Annotated in this window: 17 protein-coding genes; 3 read left to right on the top strand and 14 right to left on the bottom strand. The window is 68.7% G+C overall.

All coding sequences use genetic code 11. The features are described 5' to 3' along the window. Positions 1–49: 49 nt before the first annotated feature. Positions 50–250, top strand: a complete 201-nt coding sequence (locus tag G578_RS0106120) for a hypothetical protein (protein ID WP_028793478.1) — start codon at positions 50–52, stop codon at positions 248–250. Positions 251–379: 129 nt separating this feature from the next. Continuing rightward, positions 380–589 (top strand): hypothetical protein, encoded by a 210-nt coding sequence (locus G578_RS0106130; protein ID WP_028793479.1) that lies wholly within the window; start codon positions 380–382, stop codon positions 587–589. Here G578_RS0106130 and G578_RS0106135 read toward each other — a convergent pair. The 14 genes from G578_RS0106135 to G578_RS0106200 all read right to left on the bottom strand — a co-directional run bounded on the left by G578_RS0106135 (position 559) and on the right by G578_RS0106200 (position 15017). Next, positions 559–2265, bottom strand: a complete 1707-nt coding sequence (locus G578_RS0106135) for a hydantoinase B/oxoprolinase family protein (RefSeq protein ID WP_028793480.1) — start codon at positions 2263–2265, stop codon at positions 559–561. The genes G578_RS0106130 and G578_RS0106135 overlap by 31 nt on opposite strands. Beyond that, the gene (locus G578_RS0106140; RefSeq protein WP_028793481.1) at positions 2262–4313 is read right to left on the bottom strand and encodes a hydantoinase/oxoprolinase family protein; all 2052 of its coding nucleotides are present in this window, start codon (positions 4311–4313) and stop codon (positions 2262–2264) included. Before G578_RS0106140 ends, G578_RS0106135 begins: the two co-directional genes overlap by 4 nt. Positions 4314–4323: 10 nt before the next feature. Beyond that, entirely contained in the window at positions 4324–5010 is a 687-nt protein-coding gene (locus G578_RS0106145; protein ID WP_028793482.1) for a DUF4286 family protein, read from the bottom strand. 170 nt (positions 5011–5180) lie between these two features. Further along, positions 5181–5990 carry a hypothetical protein gene (locus tag G578_RS0106150; RefSeq protein ID WP_028793483.1) on the bottom strand — a complete coding sequence of 270 codons (810 nt, stop codon included), beginning with the start codon at positions 5988–5990 and terminating at the stop codon, positions 5181–5183. A gap of 76 nt (positions 5991–6066) precedes the next feature. After that, the gene (locus tag G578_RS0106155; protein ID WP_169400828.1) at positions 6067–6618 is read right to left on the bottom strand and encodes a PAS domain-containing protein; all 552 of its coding nucleotides are present in this window, start codon (positions 6616–6618) and stop codon (positions 6067–6069) included. 85 nt (positions 6619–6703) lie between these two features. Then, entirely contained in the window at positions 6704–7171 is a 468-nt protein-coding gene (gene queF, locus G578_RS0106160; protein ID WP_028793485.1) for a preQ(1) synthase, read from the bottom strand. Continuing rightward, the gene (gene queG / locus G578_RS0106165) at positions 7168–8295 is read right to left on the bottom strand and encodes a tRNA epoxyqueuosine(34) reductase QueG (RefSeq protein ID WP_028793486.1); all 1128 of its coding nucleotides are present in this window, start codon (positions 8293–8295) and stop codon (positions 7168–7170) included. The genes queF and queG overlap by 4 nt, the downstream gene beginning before the upstream one ends. 152 nt (positions 8296–8447) lie before the next feature. Next, positions 8448–9572 carry a tRNA guanosine(34) transglycosylase Tgt gene (gene tgt, locus G578_RS0106170; protein ID WP_028793487.1) on the bottom strand — a complete coding sequence of 375 codons (1125 nt, stop codon included), beginning with the start codon at positions 9570–9572 and terminating at the stop codon, positions 8448–8450. Beyond that, positions 9569–10606, bottom strand: coding sequence for a tRNA preQ1(34) S-adenosylmethionine ribosyltransferase-isomerase QueA (gene queA, locus G578_RS0106175; protein WP_028793488.1), 1038 nt, complete (start codon positions 10604–10606; stop codon positions 9569–9571). Before queA ends, tgt begins: the two co-directional genes overlap by 4 nt. Positions 10607–10619: 13 nt before the next feature. Next, the gene (locus tag G578_RS0106180; RefSeq protein WP_028793489.1) at positions 10620–11189 is read right to left on the bottom strand and encodes a queuosine precursor transporter; all 570 of its coding nucleotides are present in this window, start codon (positions 11187–11189) and stop codon (positions 10620–10622) included. Positions 11190–11434: 245 nt separating this feature from the next. Beyond that, the gene (locus tag G578_RS0106185; RefSeq protein WP_028793490.1) at positions 11435–11845 is read right to left on the bottom strand and encodes a hypothetical protein; all 411 of its coding nucleotides are present in this window, start codon (positions 11843–11845) and stop codon (positions 11435–11437) included. A 93-nt stretch (positions 11846–11938) separates the two neighbouring features. Next, on the bottom strand, positions 11939–12787 hold the full coding sequence (locus G578_RS0106190; RefSeq protein ID WP_028793491.1) for a sugar phosphate isomerase/epimerase family protein: 849 nt from the start codon (positions 12785–12787) through the stop codon (positions 11939–11941). Between the two features lie 5 nt (positions 12788–12792). Further along, positions 12793–13386: a 2-hydroxychromene-2-carboxylate isomerase gene (locus G578_RS0106195; RefSeq protein ID WP_028793492.1), complete on the bottom strand. Its 594-nt coding sequence runs from the start codon at positions 13384–13386 to the stop codon at positions 12793–12795. Further along, a complete protein-coding gene (locus G578_RS0106200; RefSeq protein ID WP_028793493.1) occupies positions 13383–15017 on the bottom strand; it encodes an acyl-CoA synthetase in 1635 nt (544 codons plus the stop codon). The genes G578_RS0106195 and G578_RS0106200 overlap by 4 nt, the downstream gene beginning before the upstream one ends. Positions 15018–15214: 197 nt before the next feature. On the opposite strand from G578_RS0106200, the gene G578_RS25045 reads away from it, so the two are divergent. Next, positions 15215–15967 carry a HesA/MoeB/ThiF family protein gene (locus G578_RS25045; RefSeq protein WP_038013727.1) on the top strand — a complete coding sequence of 251 codons (753 nt, stop codon included), beginning with the start codon at positions 15215–15217 and terminating at the stop codon, positions 15965–15967. Positions 15968–16080 lie beyond the last annotated feature (113 nt).

Raw genomic sequence — 16080 nt, forward strand, 5'->3', positions numbered from 1 at the left:
TGGTGGCAAGCCGCCACGCCCTGTCGGACGCCCCTGAGGCTTTTTCCCGATGCCGGACTTTCACCTCGTCGATCCGACGCCTTCCCCGGCGGGGTCCCGCGGGCCGGAAGGGGCGCTGCTGCACTACCGCTTGCGCGACCTTGAGCGGCGCGTTGGCCGGATCGAAGCGTTTCTGCTGGGCGTGCTGTGCACCATCGCCCTCTCCGTTCTCGGCGGGCTGGCGGCCCTGCTCAATCTGCCGAGCCCGTGACAATGCCCGCCAGCGTCAGAGGAGATCCGCCATGAACAGGTTCGAGGCGAGCATCGGTGTTTTCGCCGCTTTGGTTGAGGGGCCGTCGGAGCCGACGAACCCCGGCTGCCGGTCGATGGAGGTGTGGCGATGAAGGGCACGGTTACCGGTGCCGCCGTCGGCTCGGGCGTTCTGGTCGCGTGGACCTGGAACGCCGCCTATCCGGAAACGCCGATGCCGGCGGAGGTGGCGGCCGTGGTCGGGGCCGTTATCTCGCCGGTCTTCGACATTGTCGTCGCGGTCCGCGATGCAGTCGTCGGCCGGATCTCTCAGTCGCTCGGCGGCGCTTCCCAACCATAATGCTCGCGCATGAATCCGGCTGAGAACTTGCCGGAATTCCAGTCCTCCGCCAGGGTTTCGGCCGGCCGTTGCTCCGGCGGGCCGTAACCGCCGGAGCCTGGCGTCTCTACGATGGCGCTGTCGCCCTGGCGCAGCGGCGCGTCGCCGAACTTGGTCGGCATGTCCTTGGTTTCGCCTTCCATGGTGCGAACCGAGAAATGGCCCGAGCGTCCGGGCTTGCCGCCGAACACGCCCCAGGGCTGGTGGCGGAAGCGCTCGCCGATGCCTGTGAAAACGCAGTCGTGTCCCACCGGCGTCACGACCCGGCGCAGGCCGGCCCCGCCGCGCCAGGTACCGGCCCCACCGGAATCCTCGATCAGGCCATAGGCCTCCACCAGCAGCGGATACTCCATCTCGATCGCTTCCACCGGCAGGTTGGAGGTGTTGGTGATGTGGACCTGCACCCCATCCTTCCCGTCGCGGTCGTTCCGGCCGCCGAACCCTCCCCCGAGTGTCTCCAGATAGACATAGGGCCGGCCAGAGCGCGGATCGGTCCCGGCGAAGATCGCCATCGAGTTGGCGCCGTTGGCCGCCCCCACCGCCTTGTCCGGCAGCGCGTCGGCCAACGCACCGATCACCACGTCGACGATGCGTTGCGAGGTATGCGCCCGCGACGCGACCGATGCGGGCTCCACGCAGCTGACCACCGTGCCAGACGGCGCGGTCACGGTGACCGCATCGATGACCCCGTGGTTGTTCGGGATCTCCGGATCCAGCATCGCCTTGAGCACGTAGCACACCGCCGCGATCGTCCCATTCAACGGGATGTTCACGTTGCCAGGCACCTGTTCTTGCGTGCCGGTGAAGTCGAAGACCGCGCTGTCGCCGTCGATGGTGATGGTCACGGCGATCTTGATGTCGTCGAGGCCCGCCCCGTCATTGTCCATGAAGTCTTCAAAACTGTAGATGCCGTCCGGGATGGCGGCGATGCTCTCCTTCATGCGGGCGTGGGTCCGGCTGATGATGCCGTCGAACACCGCTTCGACCGTCTCGCGCCCGTTGCGCCCGACGATTTCCAGCAGCCGCCGATGCGCCAGGCGCAGGGCCGCGAACTGGGCGTTGTAGTCGCCCCGCCGCTCCTCCACGACGCGCACGTTCAGCAGGATCAGGTCGAACAGGTCCTGGTCCAGCACCCCCCGGCGGAACAGCTTGATGAGGGGAATGCGCAATCCCTCCTGATAGATCGAGGTCATGCCGCCGGCCATGGAGCCGGGCGACATCCCGCCGACATCGGCATGGTGCGCGATGTTGCACACGAAGCCGACCAACTCCCCGTCCGAGAACACCGGCATGGCCAGGTTCACGTCCGGCAGGTGCGTGCCCCCGCCGACATGCGGGTCGTTGGCGCAGAACACGTCGCCTTCGTGGATCTCCGAGACCGGATACTTCTCCAGCAGTTTCTGCATCAGCCCCAGCATCGAGGCGAGATGGATCGGGATCGATCCCGACGCCTGCACCACCAGTCGGCCGTTGCGGTCGACGATCGCGGTGGAGTGGTCGTGGCGCTCCTTGATGTTGGTGGAATAGGCGCTCTTCATCAGGGCGACGAAACTCTCGTCGGCCACGGACTGCAGCGCGTTGAAGACGATCTCGGTGGTGATCGGATCGGGCCCGGTTGTCTTGGTCTCGGCGCTCATCGCGACACCTCGATGATCAGGTTGAGGGCGGCGTCCACCGTCACGGTGTCGCCGGGATGGACCACGGTGGTGGCGTCGAGCTGGTCGACGATGGCGGGCCCCTTGAAGGACTGCGCCGGGGCCAGCCTGGCGCGGTCGTAGACCGGGGTGTCGTGCTCCTTGCCGTCGAACCAGACCGGCCGGTGTGCGGTCGGCGCGGGGTGCTTGCCGGCATCGCCCGCGACCATCGGCGGGGGAATGCGTTCCGCCTCGCCGATGGCGGTCAGGCGCAGGTTCACCGTCTCGATCGGATCGTCGGCCGTATAGTGGCCGTAGGTCTTCTCGTGCGCGGCGAAGAACCGGCGCTTCATCTCCGCGATATCCGGCAGCGACGGCACCGAGCCGTCGGTCTCGTCCGTCGCGACCAGCAGCTCGAAGTTCTGCCCGACATAGCGCAGGTCGATGGCCAGCCGCAGGCGGCGACGGGCCGGCGCGATTTCCTCGGTCTCGAACCAGGCCCGCGCGGCTTCCGCCATGGGCGCGATGGCCGCGTCGATATCGGCGCGGCTCGTCTCCGCCAGGGGCAGTCGGGCGGTGGCGACGAAATCTTCCTTCAGATCGGAGACGACCAGGCCCTGAGCGCAGAGAATGCCCGGCGCGGGTGGCACCACGATCTCTGCCATGTCCAGGGCCCGGGCCACCTCGCCGGCATGCAGGGCGCCGGCGCCGCCGAACGGCATCAGCACGAAGTGGCGCGGGTCGTGACCGCGCTCCACCGAGACCGTGCGGATGGCGCGGACCATGTTGGCGGTGACGATCCCGAGAATGCCTTCGGCCGTCTTCTCGATGGAGAAGCCGAGCCTGTCGGCGATCGGTTGGATCGCCTGCTTCGCCAGATCGAGATCCAGGGTCATCGCCCCGCCGATCAGGCTGCCGGACAGCCGGCCGAGCACCAGATTGGCGTCGGAGACGGTGGCCTCGGTGCCGCCGCGGCGGTAGCAGGCCGGACCCGGTACCGCACCGGCCGAGGCCGGACCCACCTTCAGCAGCCCGTCGCGATCGAACCAGGCGATGGAGCCGCCGCCGGCACCCACCGTATCCACATCGACGATCGGCAGGCGGACCGGGAAGCCCGCAACCTCGCGGCCGAAGCCGATCTCCGCCTCGAAGTCGCGGATCAGCGCCACGTCGGCGCTGGTGCCGCCCATGTCCAGGGTGATGACGTTCGGCTTGCCGGCCAGCCGCGCCACATGGGCGGCGCCAACGGCACCGGCCGCGGGACCCGACAGGGCGGTGCGGACCGGGAAGTCCGCGGCCCGCTCCACCGACATCAGCCCGCCGCTCGACTGGTTGATGCCGAGACGCGCCTTCGGCGCCCTCTCCTCGAGCTCCTTCCCCAGATGCCGCATATAGCGGCCGATCAGCGGCTGCAGATAGGCGTTCAGCGCCGCAGTGGAGAACCGTTCGTACTCCCGGAATTCGGGCTGCACCGCGCTCGACAGCGACACCGCCACGTTCGGCAGCCGTTCCGCCAGTCGCTTGCCGATCTTCTGTTCATGTTTCGGGTTCAGGAAGGCGAACAGCAGGCAGACCGCGACCGCTTCCGCGCCGGAGGCCTCCACCTGATCGATTGCCGCGTCGATGGCTGCGTCCTCCAGGGCGATGCGCGGCGTACCGTCGGCCATCATCCGTTCGCGCACCTCGAAGCGGTGTTTGCGCGGGATCAGCGGCGGCGGCGCGTCGGCCTTCAGGTCGTACATCTTCGGGCGGATCTGCCGGCCGATCTCCAGCAAGTCGCGGAAGCCTTCCGTGGTGATCAGCGCCAGCGCCGCACCCTTACGCTGGATCAGCGCGTTGGTCGCGACGGTCGTGCCGTGAGCGAGGCGGGTGATCGAGTCGGCCGGGATGCCGTTGGCCTCCGACAGGGCGTCGAGCCCCTCCAGGATCGCTTCCGCCGGGTTGTGCGGCGTGGACGGGGTCTTGTGCACGACGACCTGGGCGCTGTCGCGGTCGACCGCATAGAAGTCAGTGAAGGTGCCGCCAACGTCGACACCGATAAACCAGGACATGCGAACTCCGTCAGCGCTGATTGCCGAAAGTCATGTAGTAGGACGAGGCTTCCACCGCCGAGGTCGGTAGGTCGTAGGGCTGCAGCACGTCGTTGCCGAACGCCGCCTCCAGGGCCAGGGTGGCCGTCGCCGGAGTATCGGTGTCGAGGATCACCAGCCATTCCTGCTTCATGTCGGTCGGCACCGGCTTGCCCTGGGCCTTGATGCCTTCGGCGACCACGTCCAGGTCGTTCTCCAGCACGCAGGCGCCGAGCACGCCCGGGCGCTTGATCACTTCCGGCAGGATCTGCTCGGCCAGGGCCTTGCGGAGATCGGCCTTCTGAGCCTCGGCCGGGAAAAAGCGGGCGAGGCCGGCGGCACCGGTGAAGCCGTGTGTCAGGTCGACCGTGCATTCCACGGTGAGCCGGTCGAAATGGGTGAACAGCGCCATCACCTTCTTCGACCAGGGCGACTGGTCGCCCAGCAGCTTCATGTATTCCGGCGCGCAGAGGTCGCGGACGGTGTCGGTCTCATAGGTGGCGAAATACTTCACCTTCGCGCGGTCGTCGGCCGCCAGATAGCGGCGCGCCCGTTTGAAGCCGGGCATGAACACCCGCTCGTCCACATGCTCGCGGTTGTACCACTCGTTGAACTCTTCCTCGTGCTTGCCGGCGACCTCGGTAAAGGTGACCAGCATGCCCTTGCCATATAGCGGCATCGTTCTCTCCGTCGGTGGTCTGTGTCGCGGCGGGTGATCCCACGGACCGCTGTCGCGCGGGCGCAGATCTCACCGCGTATGATGGGGTGCTGCCAAGGGTGTTTCTTAGATCCCGCCGACACATATTTCCATGGCCGCGCCATATCCGCTTATGACGGCGGCGCCGGTACTCAGGCGATCAGCCGCTGGGCGAAGTCCTTCAGCGCCATGCCTTCCGCACCGCCCAGCCGTTTCGCCGTCGCGTTCACCCGACTCAGCACGCCGTCCTCGTAGGTCGAGCGTCCGTCGCCGATGCGGGCACTCATCGCCGCGACCGTGCCGGCGGCGATGCCCCGGTCGTCCAGGGCGGGCAGGCGGGAGAAGCCGGCGCCGTCCGCCCCGCCGCCGGCATCGTTGTAGAAGGCGGCATAGCCGTCGACCTTCAGCGCCGTCATCGGGTCGGTGCCAAGCATGCCGCCATGGCTGCCGCAGACGATGACCTGGCCGACATCCTGCGGTCCGATCAGCGACGCGGAATCCGCCAGGACGACGTGCCGGCCGCTCGGCCCCGGCGGCAGCTCCGTGCGGGCCTCCTCATAGACCGGGATCTCGGCCGTGACCGTCGGCGCGAGGGTCAACAGCTGGGCCGCCTCCATGACCGGCTGCCCGACGGCCACGCCGACGGTCCGCGCCACCTCGTTGACGGTGGAGATCGCGCCCCGCGCCGCCATGTCCTCGGCGTTGCCGATCCGAGCCGACATGGTGTCGATCGCCGCATAGGCCAGCCCCAGCGCGTCGCACCAGGCAGCGCCCCCGACGCCGGCATCGTCCTTCCCCCGCCCCGCGTCGTTCAGGATCATCGCCCGCACCCCGGCCTTGGCGGCGCAATAGGCGGCATAGACTCCGCCATGGGACGCCGAGACCAGCACCGCGCCGATCCAGGCCCCGGTCGGCTTGGTGACGCTGTCGGCGAGCATGATGGCGGCGGGCGGTTCGGACATGGTCGGATATCCTGCGGTTCGATCCGGCCATGGTGGCCGCAGTCCCGCCCAGGGTCCAGGCTCCGTCATCCGCCCGTCAGCCCGGCTGGAAATCGAAGACGCAGAGCACGCGGCTCACCGGCTCGTCGACGCGGCCAAAGGGCAGGCTGAGAACGCTGAACGCCGTCCAGGGCCTGGCGGAAAAGCTGAACGGCCCCTGGTACCAGTAGGGTTGGCTGGCCTCGACGATCCAGTGCAGCCGCTCGGCCGCGGCGTGCCCGCCCGGCGTTTCGTCGGTGCGCCGGTTTGTGCCCTCGTATCCGACCGCGTCGCGATAGGCGGTACCGGTCAGACGGGTCCGGAACCGCCTGGTGTCCCGCTCGTATTCCTCGAGCACGAGAAACGGCAGGGCCGCCGTCGGAAACGCCAGAGGATCGATGCAGTCCGGACTCGGCAGGTCGCCACCCAAGTGCGAGTCCTGCCAGTATCTGAAGAGCATCCTCTGATTTTGATCAGTCAACGCGTCGATATCATGGAATGGTCGAACCCAGTCATCAGACATTGAATTAAATTCGGACCGATTTTCGCTCACCAGGCCCCCACCTGAATTCACGGCGATACCAGATACTTGGCTAATGGCGAGGTCCATGCCAGTGAAATATTCCAAACATACCTATACTTGTCTTCATGCATTGGGTTCGGGAATACGGTTGTATGGTCCGCGTCTGCGGGTCTCACGGGCGACCGCGATAGACCGGCACGTCCTGGCTCGGGATCCACAGCCCCTTGGGCGGCTCGCCGGTCTGGTAGAACACGTCGATCGGCATGCCGCCGCGCGGGTACCAGTAGCCGCCGATGCGCAGCCATTTGGGGGCCAGCAGGTCCGTCACGCGCTTGGCGATGTCGATGGTGCAGCCCTCGTGGAAGGCGCCGTGGTTGCGGAACGATCCCAGATAGAGCTTCAACGACTTGCTCTCCACCAGCCAGTCGGTCGGCACGTAGTCGATGATCAGGAAGGCGAAATCCGGCTGGCCGGTCACCGGGCAGAGCGAGGTGAACTCCGGCTGGGTGAACCGCACCACGTAGTCGGTGCCGCGATGTGGGTTCTCCACCTTTTCCAGCACCGCCTCCTCGGGCGAGGCGGGCAGGGCGGTGGCACCGCCGAGCAGGTTCAGGCCGCCGTAGATCGTCTGGTCGCTCATCGTCTCAATCCTCGTTCATCCGGTCCGGCCGCCCATTCCGCCAGGACCTCCCGGTCGTTCTCCCGCGCCGGCCGGTCGCCGGGCGCACCCCCCAGCCGCAGATATGCCCAGACGGCGGCGCCGCGCACCAGCGCACTGTCGTCCTCGAGCAGCGATGTCACACTGGGCAGGGCATCGGCCGTGCCGGAGTTCCCGAGCGCGATCAGGACGTTGCGCACGAAGCGGTCGCGGCCGGTCCGCTTGATCGGCGAGCCGGAGAACCGGGCCCGGAACGCCGCGTCGTCCAGACCCGCCAGCTCGCTCAGCAGCGGCAGGGTGAGGTCCTCGCGGGCGACGAAGGCGGCCTCGCGGGCGGTCTCGGCGAACTTGTTCCAGGGGCACACGGCGAGGCAGTCGTCGCAGCCGTAGATCCGGTTGCCCATGGCGGCGCGGAATTCCCGCGGGACCGGCCCCTTGTGCTCGATGGTCAGGTAGCTGATGCACCGACGCGCATCGAGCGTGTAGGGGGCTGGGAAGGCGTCGGTCGGGCAGATGTCCAGGCAGCGTCGGCAGGAGCCGCAATGGTCGGTCTCCGCCGCGTCCGGGGTCAGGTCCAGGGTGGTGAAGATCTCACCCAGGAACAGCCAGGACCCGTGCTCGCGACTGACCAGGTTGGAGTGCTTGCCCTGCCAGCCCACCCCGGCGCTGGCGGCGAGCGGCTTCTCCAGCACCGGGGCGGTGTCGACGAAGACCTTCACCTCGCAGTCCAGTTCCGCATGCATCCAGCGGGCCACCCGCTTCAGCCGCATCTTCACCAGGTCGTGGTAGTCCCGGTTTCGGGCATAGGCGGCGATCACGCCCCGATCGGTGCGCCGCAGGTCGTCCAGCGGGTCGTGCTCCGGGCCGTAGTTCATGGCGCAGACGACCACGCTGCGCGCCTCCGGCCAGAGCGTCTTCGGATCGCGTCGGCGGTCGTGGGTATCGGCCATCCAGGCCATTTCGCCGTGCTGCCCTGCGGCGAGGAAGGCATCCAGCCGCGCCTGCTCCCGCGCGCCCACATCGGCGCGGGTGATGCCGACCGCGTCGAACCCGGCGGCCCGGGCTTCGGCCTCGATGCGCTCGTTGAGGGTGGGGGCGTCCGTCATGTTCAAATCTTATCTTACCTCGTCATCCCGGACGGGCCCGGACTTGATCCGGGGCCGGGCCGGGACCCAGCGATGCCGCCAGGGTCCCGGTCTCGCCCCGGGTCGGGCCCGGGGACGAACCGGGATGACGGTGTCGGAAGAAAAAGGCCGCGTCAAAGCGCCGGGATGTCCCCCGCCGCCTGCTGCTCGGCGAAGGCGGCGGCGAAATCCGCCAGCGTGCCCGCCTCCACGGCGCCGCGCAGACCGGCCATCAGCTCCTGATAGTAATGCAGGTTGTGCCAGGTCAGCAGCATCGGGCCGAGGATTTCGTCGGCCTTCTGCAGATGGTGCAGATAGGCTCGGCTGTAGCCGGTGCAGGCCGGGCAGGCGCAGTCGGCGTCGAGCGGCCGCGGATCGGCGGCGTGCCGGGCGTTGCGCAGGTTCACCGGTCCGCGCCGGGTCTGCGCCTGGCCGGTGCGGCCCGAGCGGCTCGGCAGCACGCAGTCGAACATGTCGATCCCGCGCGTGACCGCTCCCACCAGATCCCCCGGCTTGCCCACCCCCATCAGATAGCGCGGTGCGTCGTCGGGCAGGTGCGGAGTGGTCGCCTCCAGAACCCGGAACATCTCCTCCTGTCCCTCGCCGACCGCCAGCCCGCCGACGGCATAGCCCTCGAAGCCGATTCCGGTCAGAGCCTCCACGGATTCCCGCCGCAGGTCGTCATAGACGCTGCCCTGCACGATCCCGAAGAGCGTATGCCCCGGCCGGTCGGTGAACGCCTCCTTCGACCGTGCCGCCCATTTCATGCTCAGGCGCATGGAGTCCGCCGCCTGTTCGTGGGTCGCAGGATGCGGGGTGCATTCGTCGAAGGCCATGGTGATGTCGGAGCCCAGCAGGTGCTGGATCTCGATGGAGCGCTCCGGGGTCAGCCGGTGTTTGCTGCCGTCGATATGGCTCTGGAAGGTCACCCCGTCCTTGTCGAGCTTGCGCCGGCCGGCCAGCGACATGACCTGGAAGCCGCCGCTGTCGGTCAGGATCGGCTTGTTCCAGTTCATGAACCGGTGCAGCCCGCCCAGCTCGGCAATGCGCTCGGCGGTGGGACGCAGCATCAGGTGATAGGTGTTGCCGAGCAGGATCTCGGCACCCGTTTCGGCTACGGACTCGGGCCGCATCGCTTTCACCGTCGCCGCCGTGCCCACGGGCATGAAGGCGGGGGTCTCTATGGTGCCGTGAGCCAGCGTGAGGCGGCCGCGCCGGGCGGCGCCGTCCTTGGCCCAGGTCTCGAAGCCGATGGTCATGGCGTGGTCCTCTCCAGCAGACAGGCATCCCCGTACGAGAAGAAGCGGTAGCCTTGCGCGATCGCGTGATCGTAGGCCGCCAGGATCCGCTCCCGCCCGGCGAAGGCGCTGACCAGCATCAGCAGGGTCGATTTCGGCAGGTGGAAATTGGTCAGCAGCATGTCCACCGCCCTGAACCGGTAGCCGGGGGTGATGAACAGGTCGGTGTCGCCGGACCAGGCCGGAACGGTGCCGTCGTCCTGGGCCGCCGCCTCCAGTACCCGCAGGGTCGTGGTGCCGGTGGCGACGATCCGCCCGCCGGTGGCGCGGGTCTCGGCGATGGCCCGTGCCGTCTCGGCGGAGACCTCACCCCATTCGGTGTGCATCACGTGGTCGTCGGTGTCGTCCGCCTTCACCGGCAGGAAGGTGCCGGCCCCCACATGCAGGGTGACCAGCGCCCGCTTCACGCCCTTCGCTTCCACCGCCTGCAGCAGTGCCGGGGTGAAGTGGAGCCCGGCGGTCGGCGCCGCGACGGCGCCGTCGCGGGCAGCGAAAACCGTCTGATAGTCCTGGGAATCTTCCGCACCCTCGCCGGCGGCGCGCTTGATATAGGGCGGCAGGGGCATGGAACCGTGGGCTTCCAGCGCGGCCATCAGCGCCGGCCCGCCGCAGGAGAAAGTGAGGGTGACCTCGCCGGCCTCGCCCTTGTCGGTGACGCCGGCGGCAAGGTCTTCCGCGAAGACGATCCGGTCGCCGGGGCGCAGTTTCTTGGCCGGCCGGGCGAAGGCGCGCCACACGGCATCGCCGTCGCGCTTGTGCAGGGTGACCTCCACCCCGGCCTCGCCGCGCCTGCCCTTCAGGCGGGCGGGAATGACGCGGGTGTCGTTGGAGAGCAGCAGGTCGCCCGGCCGCAGCAGGTCGGGCAGGTCGCGCACCACCCGGTCCGCCATTCCGTCGCCGGTCAGGTCCAGCAGCCGGGCGGATTCCCGCGGGCGGGCCGGGAAGCGGGCGATCCGCTCCTCCGGCAGGGTGTAGTCGAACAGATCGACGCGCATCCGGCGCCCGTCCTCAGATCGGCCGGACCGGGGCCTCCTGCCACTCCGCCGGCAGCAGGCGGATCAGCGCGCGGAACGGCACCAGCAGCAGCGCCGCCATGGCCAGCTTGGCGGCATAGTCGCCTAGCGCGAGCTGCACCCACGGCACCTGGGTCATGGCGAAGGCGCCGGCGAAGAAGATCGCGGTGTCCAGGGCCGAGGCGAAAAGCGAGGAGACCAGCGGCGCGCGCCACCAGGTGCCCTGGCGCAGCCTGTTGAAGATCCACACGTCGAGGAGCTGGGCGGTCAGGAAGGCGGCGCCGCTGGCCACGGCGATGCGCTGACCGAAGGCGTCGGTGGCGGCCATGAAGGACAGCACCACGCCGACCGCGAAACCGGCATAGACCACGCGACGCGCCGAGGCGGCGCCGAGGATCCGGTTCGACAGGTCGGTGACCAGGAAGGCGAGCGGATAGGTGAACGCGCCCCAGGTGAGCCAGTCGCCGATCGGATACTGGACGGCGATGTTGGAGACCAGGACGACGAGGCCGATGGCCACCATGGCGGCGACCAGGGCCGAACGTTCGGCGGCGTGCGTGCGCATGGGCGGCACCTCAACGGCAAGAGCGCGGAAAGCGCGGGGTTCTAACGCCGAAGCGGGGGAATGTCGAGGGTGTGTGCCGTCCGTTGCAAGCCATCAACCTTCATCCGTCATCCCGGCGACCTCCGGACCCGATCCGGAGGGCGGCCGGGACCGTGTCCCCAACGTCGGTTCCGGGTCCCGGCCGACCCCCGGTTCAAGCCCGGGGCTCGCCGGGATGGCGGAGCATGGGAAATAGCGGCCACACCCTATTCCGGGAACTTGCCGTCCAGCACGCCCCAGATCTCGTGGGATTTCAGGTCGCGCACGGTGACGATGCGCTGGTCGCCGCGTTCCAGGATCTCCAGCAGCGTGCCGCAGGTCTGCTGGCCCAGCACCACGTCGTACCAGCCGGCCCGGCGGATGGCGCCGTCGGTGGTGAGAAGCTGCGGCGGGCCGAGCTCCTCTCGGGCCTCGTCGATGCTCCAATCCTCCACGTCGCCGTCCAGATCCTCAAGCGACACGCCGCGCGAGGTCTCGCCGCAGCTTTCCCGCGGCTCGGCGCCATAGGGGGCGAGCTTGGCCAACTCCTCGCGGTCGGACCCGCAGCCCGCCAGCAATCCGCCGCAGAGCAACAGCAGGGCGGCGGAGCGGGTGAGGGAAAGTGCGGTCGTCGTCATGATCGTTCTCCGAACGTGGCGGGCCCCTACCGATGACGACTCAACCCCGTCCCGGTTTCCCGATCAAGTCTCCTGGCGCCTCCGTCCGGCGCGTCAGGCGTCCTCGCAGATCTTCGCGAGCATAGCCCGCACCGCCTTCAGCGAGGCGGCGGTCGCCGCCGCGCCGTCATGCGGCATGTGGGTCTCGATGACGATCGGCAACGCGCCGCCCGGGGCCGCGTTCAGGATCGTGGCGAGGCTGCCCGCGTGGTCGATCACGCCCTGGCCGACCGGCACATAGGTCTTGTCCGGGGCGAGATCCTTCACATGCACGGTGCCGCCCAGCCGGGCGGCGTGGACGAGTTCGTCCTCGCTCGGCGGCGGATGACCGGCGGACATCTGGTTGGCGAGGTCGATCGCCGCCTTCAGGCGTGGGTGCGGATGGTGGTCGGCGACGGCGATGATGCCGGCCAGCGTGGCCACGTTGCAGACATGCTCGTTCTCCAGCACCAGATCCACCCCGTGGGCCTCCGCCAGGTCGAGCAGGAGCCCCAGGTCGTCGTCCAGATCCGCCGGGGTGAAGCCGGGATAGGCGAGGTAGGAGAAGACCCGGATCTGCCGGGCACCGAGCACGTTCGCGACCTCGAAGGCGTGCACCATGGCAGTCTCGTGGCTCATGGCGTCCGGGTCGAAGCCGTGGAAGTTGGTCCCCTCGGGCACCGGCATGCCCGGTCTGGTCCATTTCAGCAGGGGCGAGCAGTAGCAGCCCACCGTCAGCCCCGCGTCGGCCAGCCGTGCGGCCAGCGCCCCCAGCTCGTCATTGTCGAACAGGATGACGTTGCGTTTGTCGACGGCGCGGATATCGACCTGGGTGACATCGTGCTCGGCCGTGAAGGCCAGGACCTCGTCCAGGTCCTGGCTCACCTCGTCGGTGATCAGGGCGACGGTGGGGATGGCGGGCATGGGCGTCAGAGTCCGAGTCGCCAGCGGAGCAGGTCGATGCGGTCCTGGCCCCAGAAGATCTCGCCGTCCGGCAGGACATAGCTGGGCGCGCCGAACACCCCCGAATTGATCGCCTTCTGGGTGTCGGCGGTGAGCTGGTCGTTGTAGGTCGGCGCCGCCTCGATGATCGCCGCCCCGTCCAGTCCGGTCTCGTCGGCGATCGTCTTCACCACTTCGGTGTCGCCGGTGTCGCGGTTGTCGCGCCACAGGGCGGTCAGCAGCGCGTCGCTCAGCGCCAGGGCGTCGGCTCCGCTCTCCCGCGCGGCGATGATGGCCAGCGAGGAGATCGGCGTGGTGATCGGGAAGGCCTTGGGCTCCAGCACCAGGGGGATGCCGAGATTATCGCGCCAGCGCTTCATCTCCATCATGCGGTAGGCTTGGCGCTGCGGCGCGCGCTTGGGCAGCGGCAGGCCACCGGAGACGGCGAAGACCGCGCCGAAATCGACCGCGTGCACGCCGACCGTCGCGCCGGTCTGCTTGACGATCTCCATGAACCGGCCGGATCCGAGATAGCTCCACGGGCTGGAGGTCGAGATGTAGTAATCGATGTGCAGGCTCACGGGTGGTCTCCCTCGGGTTCGGCATGGCGCTCGCGCAGCACGCGACGCATGATCTTGCCGGTTGTTGTCATGGGCAGGGCGTCGACGAACTCGACGATCCGGGGATATTCATGGGCGGCGAGCCGGGTCTTCACGTGGCTCTGGATCGCCCGCTTCAGCTCGTCGCTCGGTGCGTGGCCCTCGGCCAGGACGATGCAGGCCTTCACCGCCTGGGTGCGCAGCGGGTCCGGCACGCCGATCGCCGCCGCCAGGGCCACCGCCGGATGGGTCATCAGGCAGTCCTCGATCTCGCCCGGGCCGATGCGGTAGCCGGCCGAGGTTATGACGTCGTCGTCGCGGCCCACGTAGTGCAGGTAACCGTCCTCGTCGACGCGGCCGAGATCGCCGGTCAGCATCCAGTCGCCCACGTATTTCTCTTCCGTCGCCTCCGGCTTGTTCCAGTATTTCAGGAACATCACGGGGTCGCCGTGCCGCACGGCGATGGCGCCGGGCTCGCCGGGGGGCATGAAATTGCCGTCGCCGTCGACGATGGCGACCTCGTGGCCGGGTATCGGCTTGCCCATGGAGCCCGGGCGGACCTCCATGATGGACGCGCAGTTGCCGACCACCAGGTTGCACTCGGTCTGGCCGTAGAACTCGTTGATGGTGAAGCCGAAGGTGCGCCGGCCCCAATCCAGCAGTTCCGCGCCGAGGCTTTCGCCGCCGGAACCGATGGAGCGCATGGTCGGACAGCGCGCGTCGGGCACCTGTCGCATCATCTTCAGCGCGGTCGGCGGCAGGAAGGCGTTGCGCACCCCGTGTCGGGCGATGAAGTCGAAGGCGGCCTCCGGCTCGAACTTGGCGAAGCGGTGGGCGACGACCGGCACGCCGTGGTGCAGGGACGGTAGCAGCACGTCGATCAGCCCGCCGATCCAGGCCCAGTCGGCCGGCGTCCAGAACCGGTCGCCCGGCTTGGGGAAGAACTCCTGGGGAAACTCCACCCCCGGCAGGTGGCCGAGCAGCACCCGATGAGCATGCAGCGCGCCCTTGGGCGGGCCGGTGGTGCCCGAAGTGTAGATGATGATCGCCGGATCGTCGGCCAGTGTATCGACCGGCGTGAAGCGGTCCGACGCGGCGGCGAGCGCCGGGGCGAAGGCCTCCCAGTCCGGTCCGTCGCGGCTCTCGTCGGCCACCAGCACCAGCTTCAGGTCCGGCAGCCGGTCGCGGATCGTCATGATCTTCGGCAGGCTGTCACGGTCGGTGACCAGGGCGGCGGCCCGGCTGTCCGACAGCCGGTACTGCAGCGCATCCTCGCCGAACAGGGTGAACAGCGGCACCGAGACCATGCCGGCCTTGTGGGCGGCGATGTGGGCGATGGCGGTCTCCGGGCGCTGTGGCAGCAGGATCGCCACCCGGTCGCCGCGGACCAGCCGCGCACCCGCCAGCACATTGGCCAACCGGTTCGACGCCCGTTTCAGCTCGGTGAAGGAGACCTCGCGGACCTGGCCGTCGCCCTGCACGTAGATCAGCGCCGTTCCGGCACCCGCCTCCGCATGGCGGTCGCAGATGTCCACACCGATGTTGTAGCGCTCCGGTACCCGCCATCGAAAGCGGGCACGCGCCTCCTCATAGCTGGCGGCGGGCTCGAGCATGCATCCTCCCTTCGGAGATCAAAGCGCGCCGACAGGTTGTGGGCAAGGGCGCTGGTGTCCAGGGTTGATCGTGGACGGACGCGGGACGGGTGGGACGGCGATCTGAAGACCGGAACAAATGAGAGCTTATTCCGCTCCACGCCGGAAGCTGGCGGTGAGTGTGGCGCGGGGCGGGGCGGTTGGGCTACATTTTTCCCATGCGAGAGTTGAGCGAAGCCGAATTCCACCGTTACGCCCGCCACCTGATCCTCGACGAGGTCGGCGAGGAGGGGCAGGCGCGGCTGCTGGACGCCCGGGTCGTGGTGATCGGCGCCGGGGGGCTCGGCGCGCCGGTGTCGCTGTATCTGGCGGCGGCCGGGGTTGGCACCCTGGTGCTGGTGGACGACGACGCGGTCGACCTGACCAACCTGCAGCGCCAGGTCGTCCACATGACCGACGCGGTCGGCCGGCCCAAGGTCGACTCCGCCGCTGAGACCCTGGCCAGGATCAATCCCGGCATCGCGGTCGAGCGGGTGGCCGAGCGGCTGACGCCGGACAACGCCGGGCGGATCGTCGCCGGCGCCGATGTGGTGGTCGACGGCTCGGACAATTTCGCCACGCGCTATGCCCTGAACGACGCCTGCCGGGCGGCGGGCGTGCCGCTGGTCGCCGGCGCCCTGTCGCGCTTCGAGGGCCAGCTCACCACGGTGATGCCGGACGCCGACGCGCCCTGCTACCGCTGCCTGTTCCCCGAGACGCCGGATCCGGAGCTCACCCCGCGCTGTGAGGAGGCCGGGATTCTCGGCGCCGTCGCCGGGGTGATCGGCACGCTGCAGGCGACAGAGACCCTGAAGCTGATCCTCGGCCTGGGCGAGCCCATGAAGGGCCGGCTGATGCTGTGGGACGCGCTCGACATGTCGGTGCAGGAGATCCGGTACAAGAAGCGTCCGGGGTGTCCGGCCTGCGGTTGAGCGGTTCGTTTCCCGCTCCAATCCAACCTACCTCCGTCCCCAATTCCAGCCCCTCTCCGTCGTCCTGACGAAAGTCAGGACCAAGCACCGGCGCTGCGGAAGGGCCGGCGGCT

This window comes from Thalassobaculum salexigens DSM 19539 (genome assembly GCF_000423805.1).
GTDB lineage: Bacteria > Pseudomonadota > Alphaproteobacteria > Thalassobaculales > Thalassobaculaceae > Thalassobaculum > Thalassobaculum litoreum.

Bases quoted from the DNA above. Each gene is read 5' to 3' on its own strand.
- G578_RS0106155 (WP_169400828.1), bottom strand. From the start codon at position 6,618: ATGGACCTCGCCATTAGCCAAGTATCTGGTATCGCCGTGAATTCAGGT.
- G578_RS0106180 (WP_028793489.1), bottom strand. From the start codon at position 11,189: ATGCGCACGCACGCCGCCGAACGTTCGGCCCTGGTCGCCGCCATGGTG.
- G578_RS0106145 (WP_028793482.1), bottom strand. From the start codon at position 5,010: ATGCCGCTATATGGCAAGGGCATGCTGGTCACCTTTACCGAGGTCGCC.
- G578_RS0106130 (WP_028793479.1), top strand. From the start codon at position 380: ATGAAGGGCACGGTTACCGGTGCCGCCGTCGGCTCGGGCGTTCTGGTC.
- G578_RS0106120 (WP_028793478.1), top strand. From the start codon at position 50: ATGCCGGACTTTCACCTCGTCGATCCGACGCCTTCCCCGGCGGGGTCC.
- G578_RS0106185 (WP_028793490.1), bottom strand. From the start codon at position 11,845: ATGACGACGACCGCACTTTCCCTCACCCGCTCCGCCGCCCTGCTGTTG.
- G578_RS0106140 (WP_028793481.1), bottom strand. From the start codon at position 4,313: ATGTCCTGGTTTATCGGTGTCGACGTTGGCGGCACCTTCACTGACTTC.
- G578_RS0106135 (WP_028793480.1), bottom strand. From the start codon at position 2,265: ATGAGCGCCGAGACCAAGACAACCGGGCCCGATCCGATCACCACCGAG.
- G578_RS25045 (WP_038013727.1), top strand. From the start codon at position 15,215: ATGCGAGAGTTGAGCGAAGCCGAATTCCACCGTTACGCCCGCCACCTG.
- queF (WP_028793485.1), bottom strand. From the start codon at position 7,171: ATGAGCGACCAGACGATCTACGGCGGCCTGAACCTGCTCGGCGGTGCC.
- queG (WP_028793486.1), bottom strand. From the start codon at position 8,295: ATGACGGACGCCCCCACCCTCAACGAGCGCATCGAGGCCGAAGCCCGG.
- G578_RS0106150 (WP_028793483.1), bottom strand. From the start codon at position 5,990: ATGTCCGAACCGCCCGCCGCCATCATGCTCGCCGACAGCGTCACCAAG.
- queA (WP_028793488.1), bottom strand. From the start codon at position 10,606: ATGCGCGTCGATCTGTTCGACTACACCCTGCCGGAGGAGCGGATCGCC.
- G578_RS0106200 (WP_028793493.1), bottom strand. From the start codon at position 15,017: ATGCTCGAGCCCGCCGCCAGCTATGAGGAGGCGCGTGCCCGCTTTCGA.
- tgt (WP_028793487.1), bottom strand. From the start codon at position 9,572: ATGACCATCGGCTTCGAGACCTGGGCCAAGGACGGCGCCGCCCGGCGC.
- G578_RS0106190 (WP_028793491.1), bottom strand. From the start codon at position 12,787: ATGCCCGCCATCCCCACCGTCGCCCTGATCACCGACGAGGTGAGCCAG.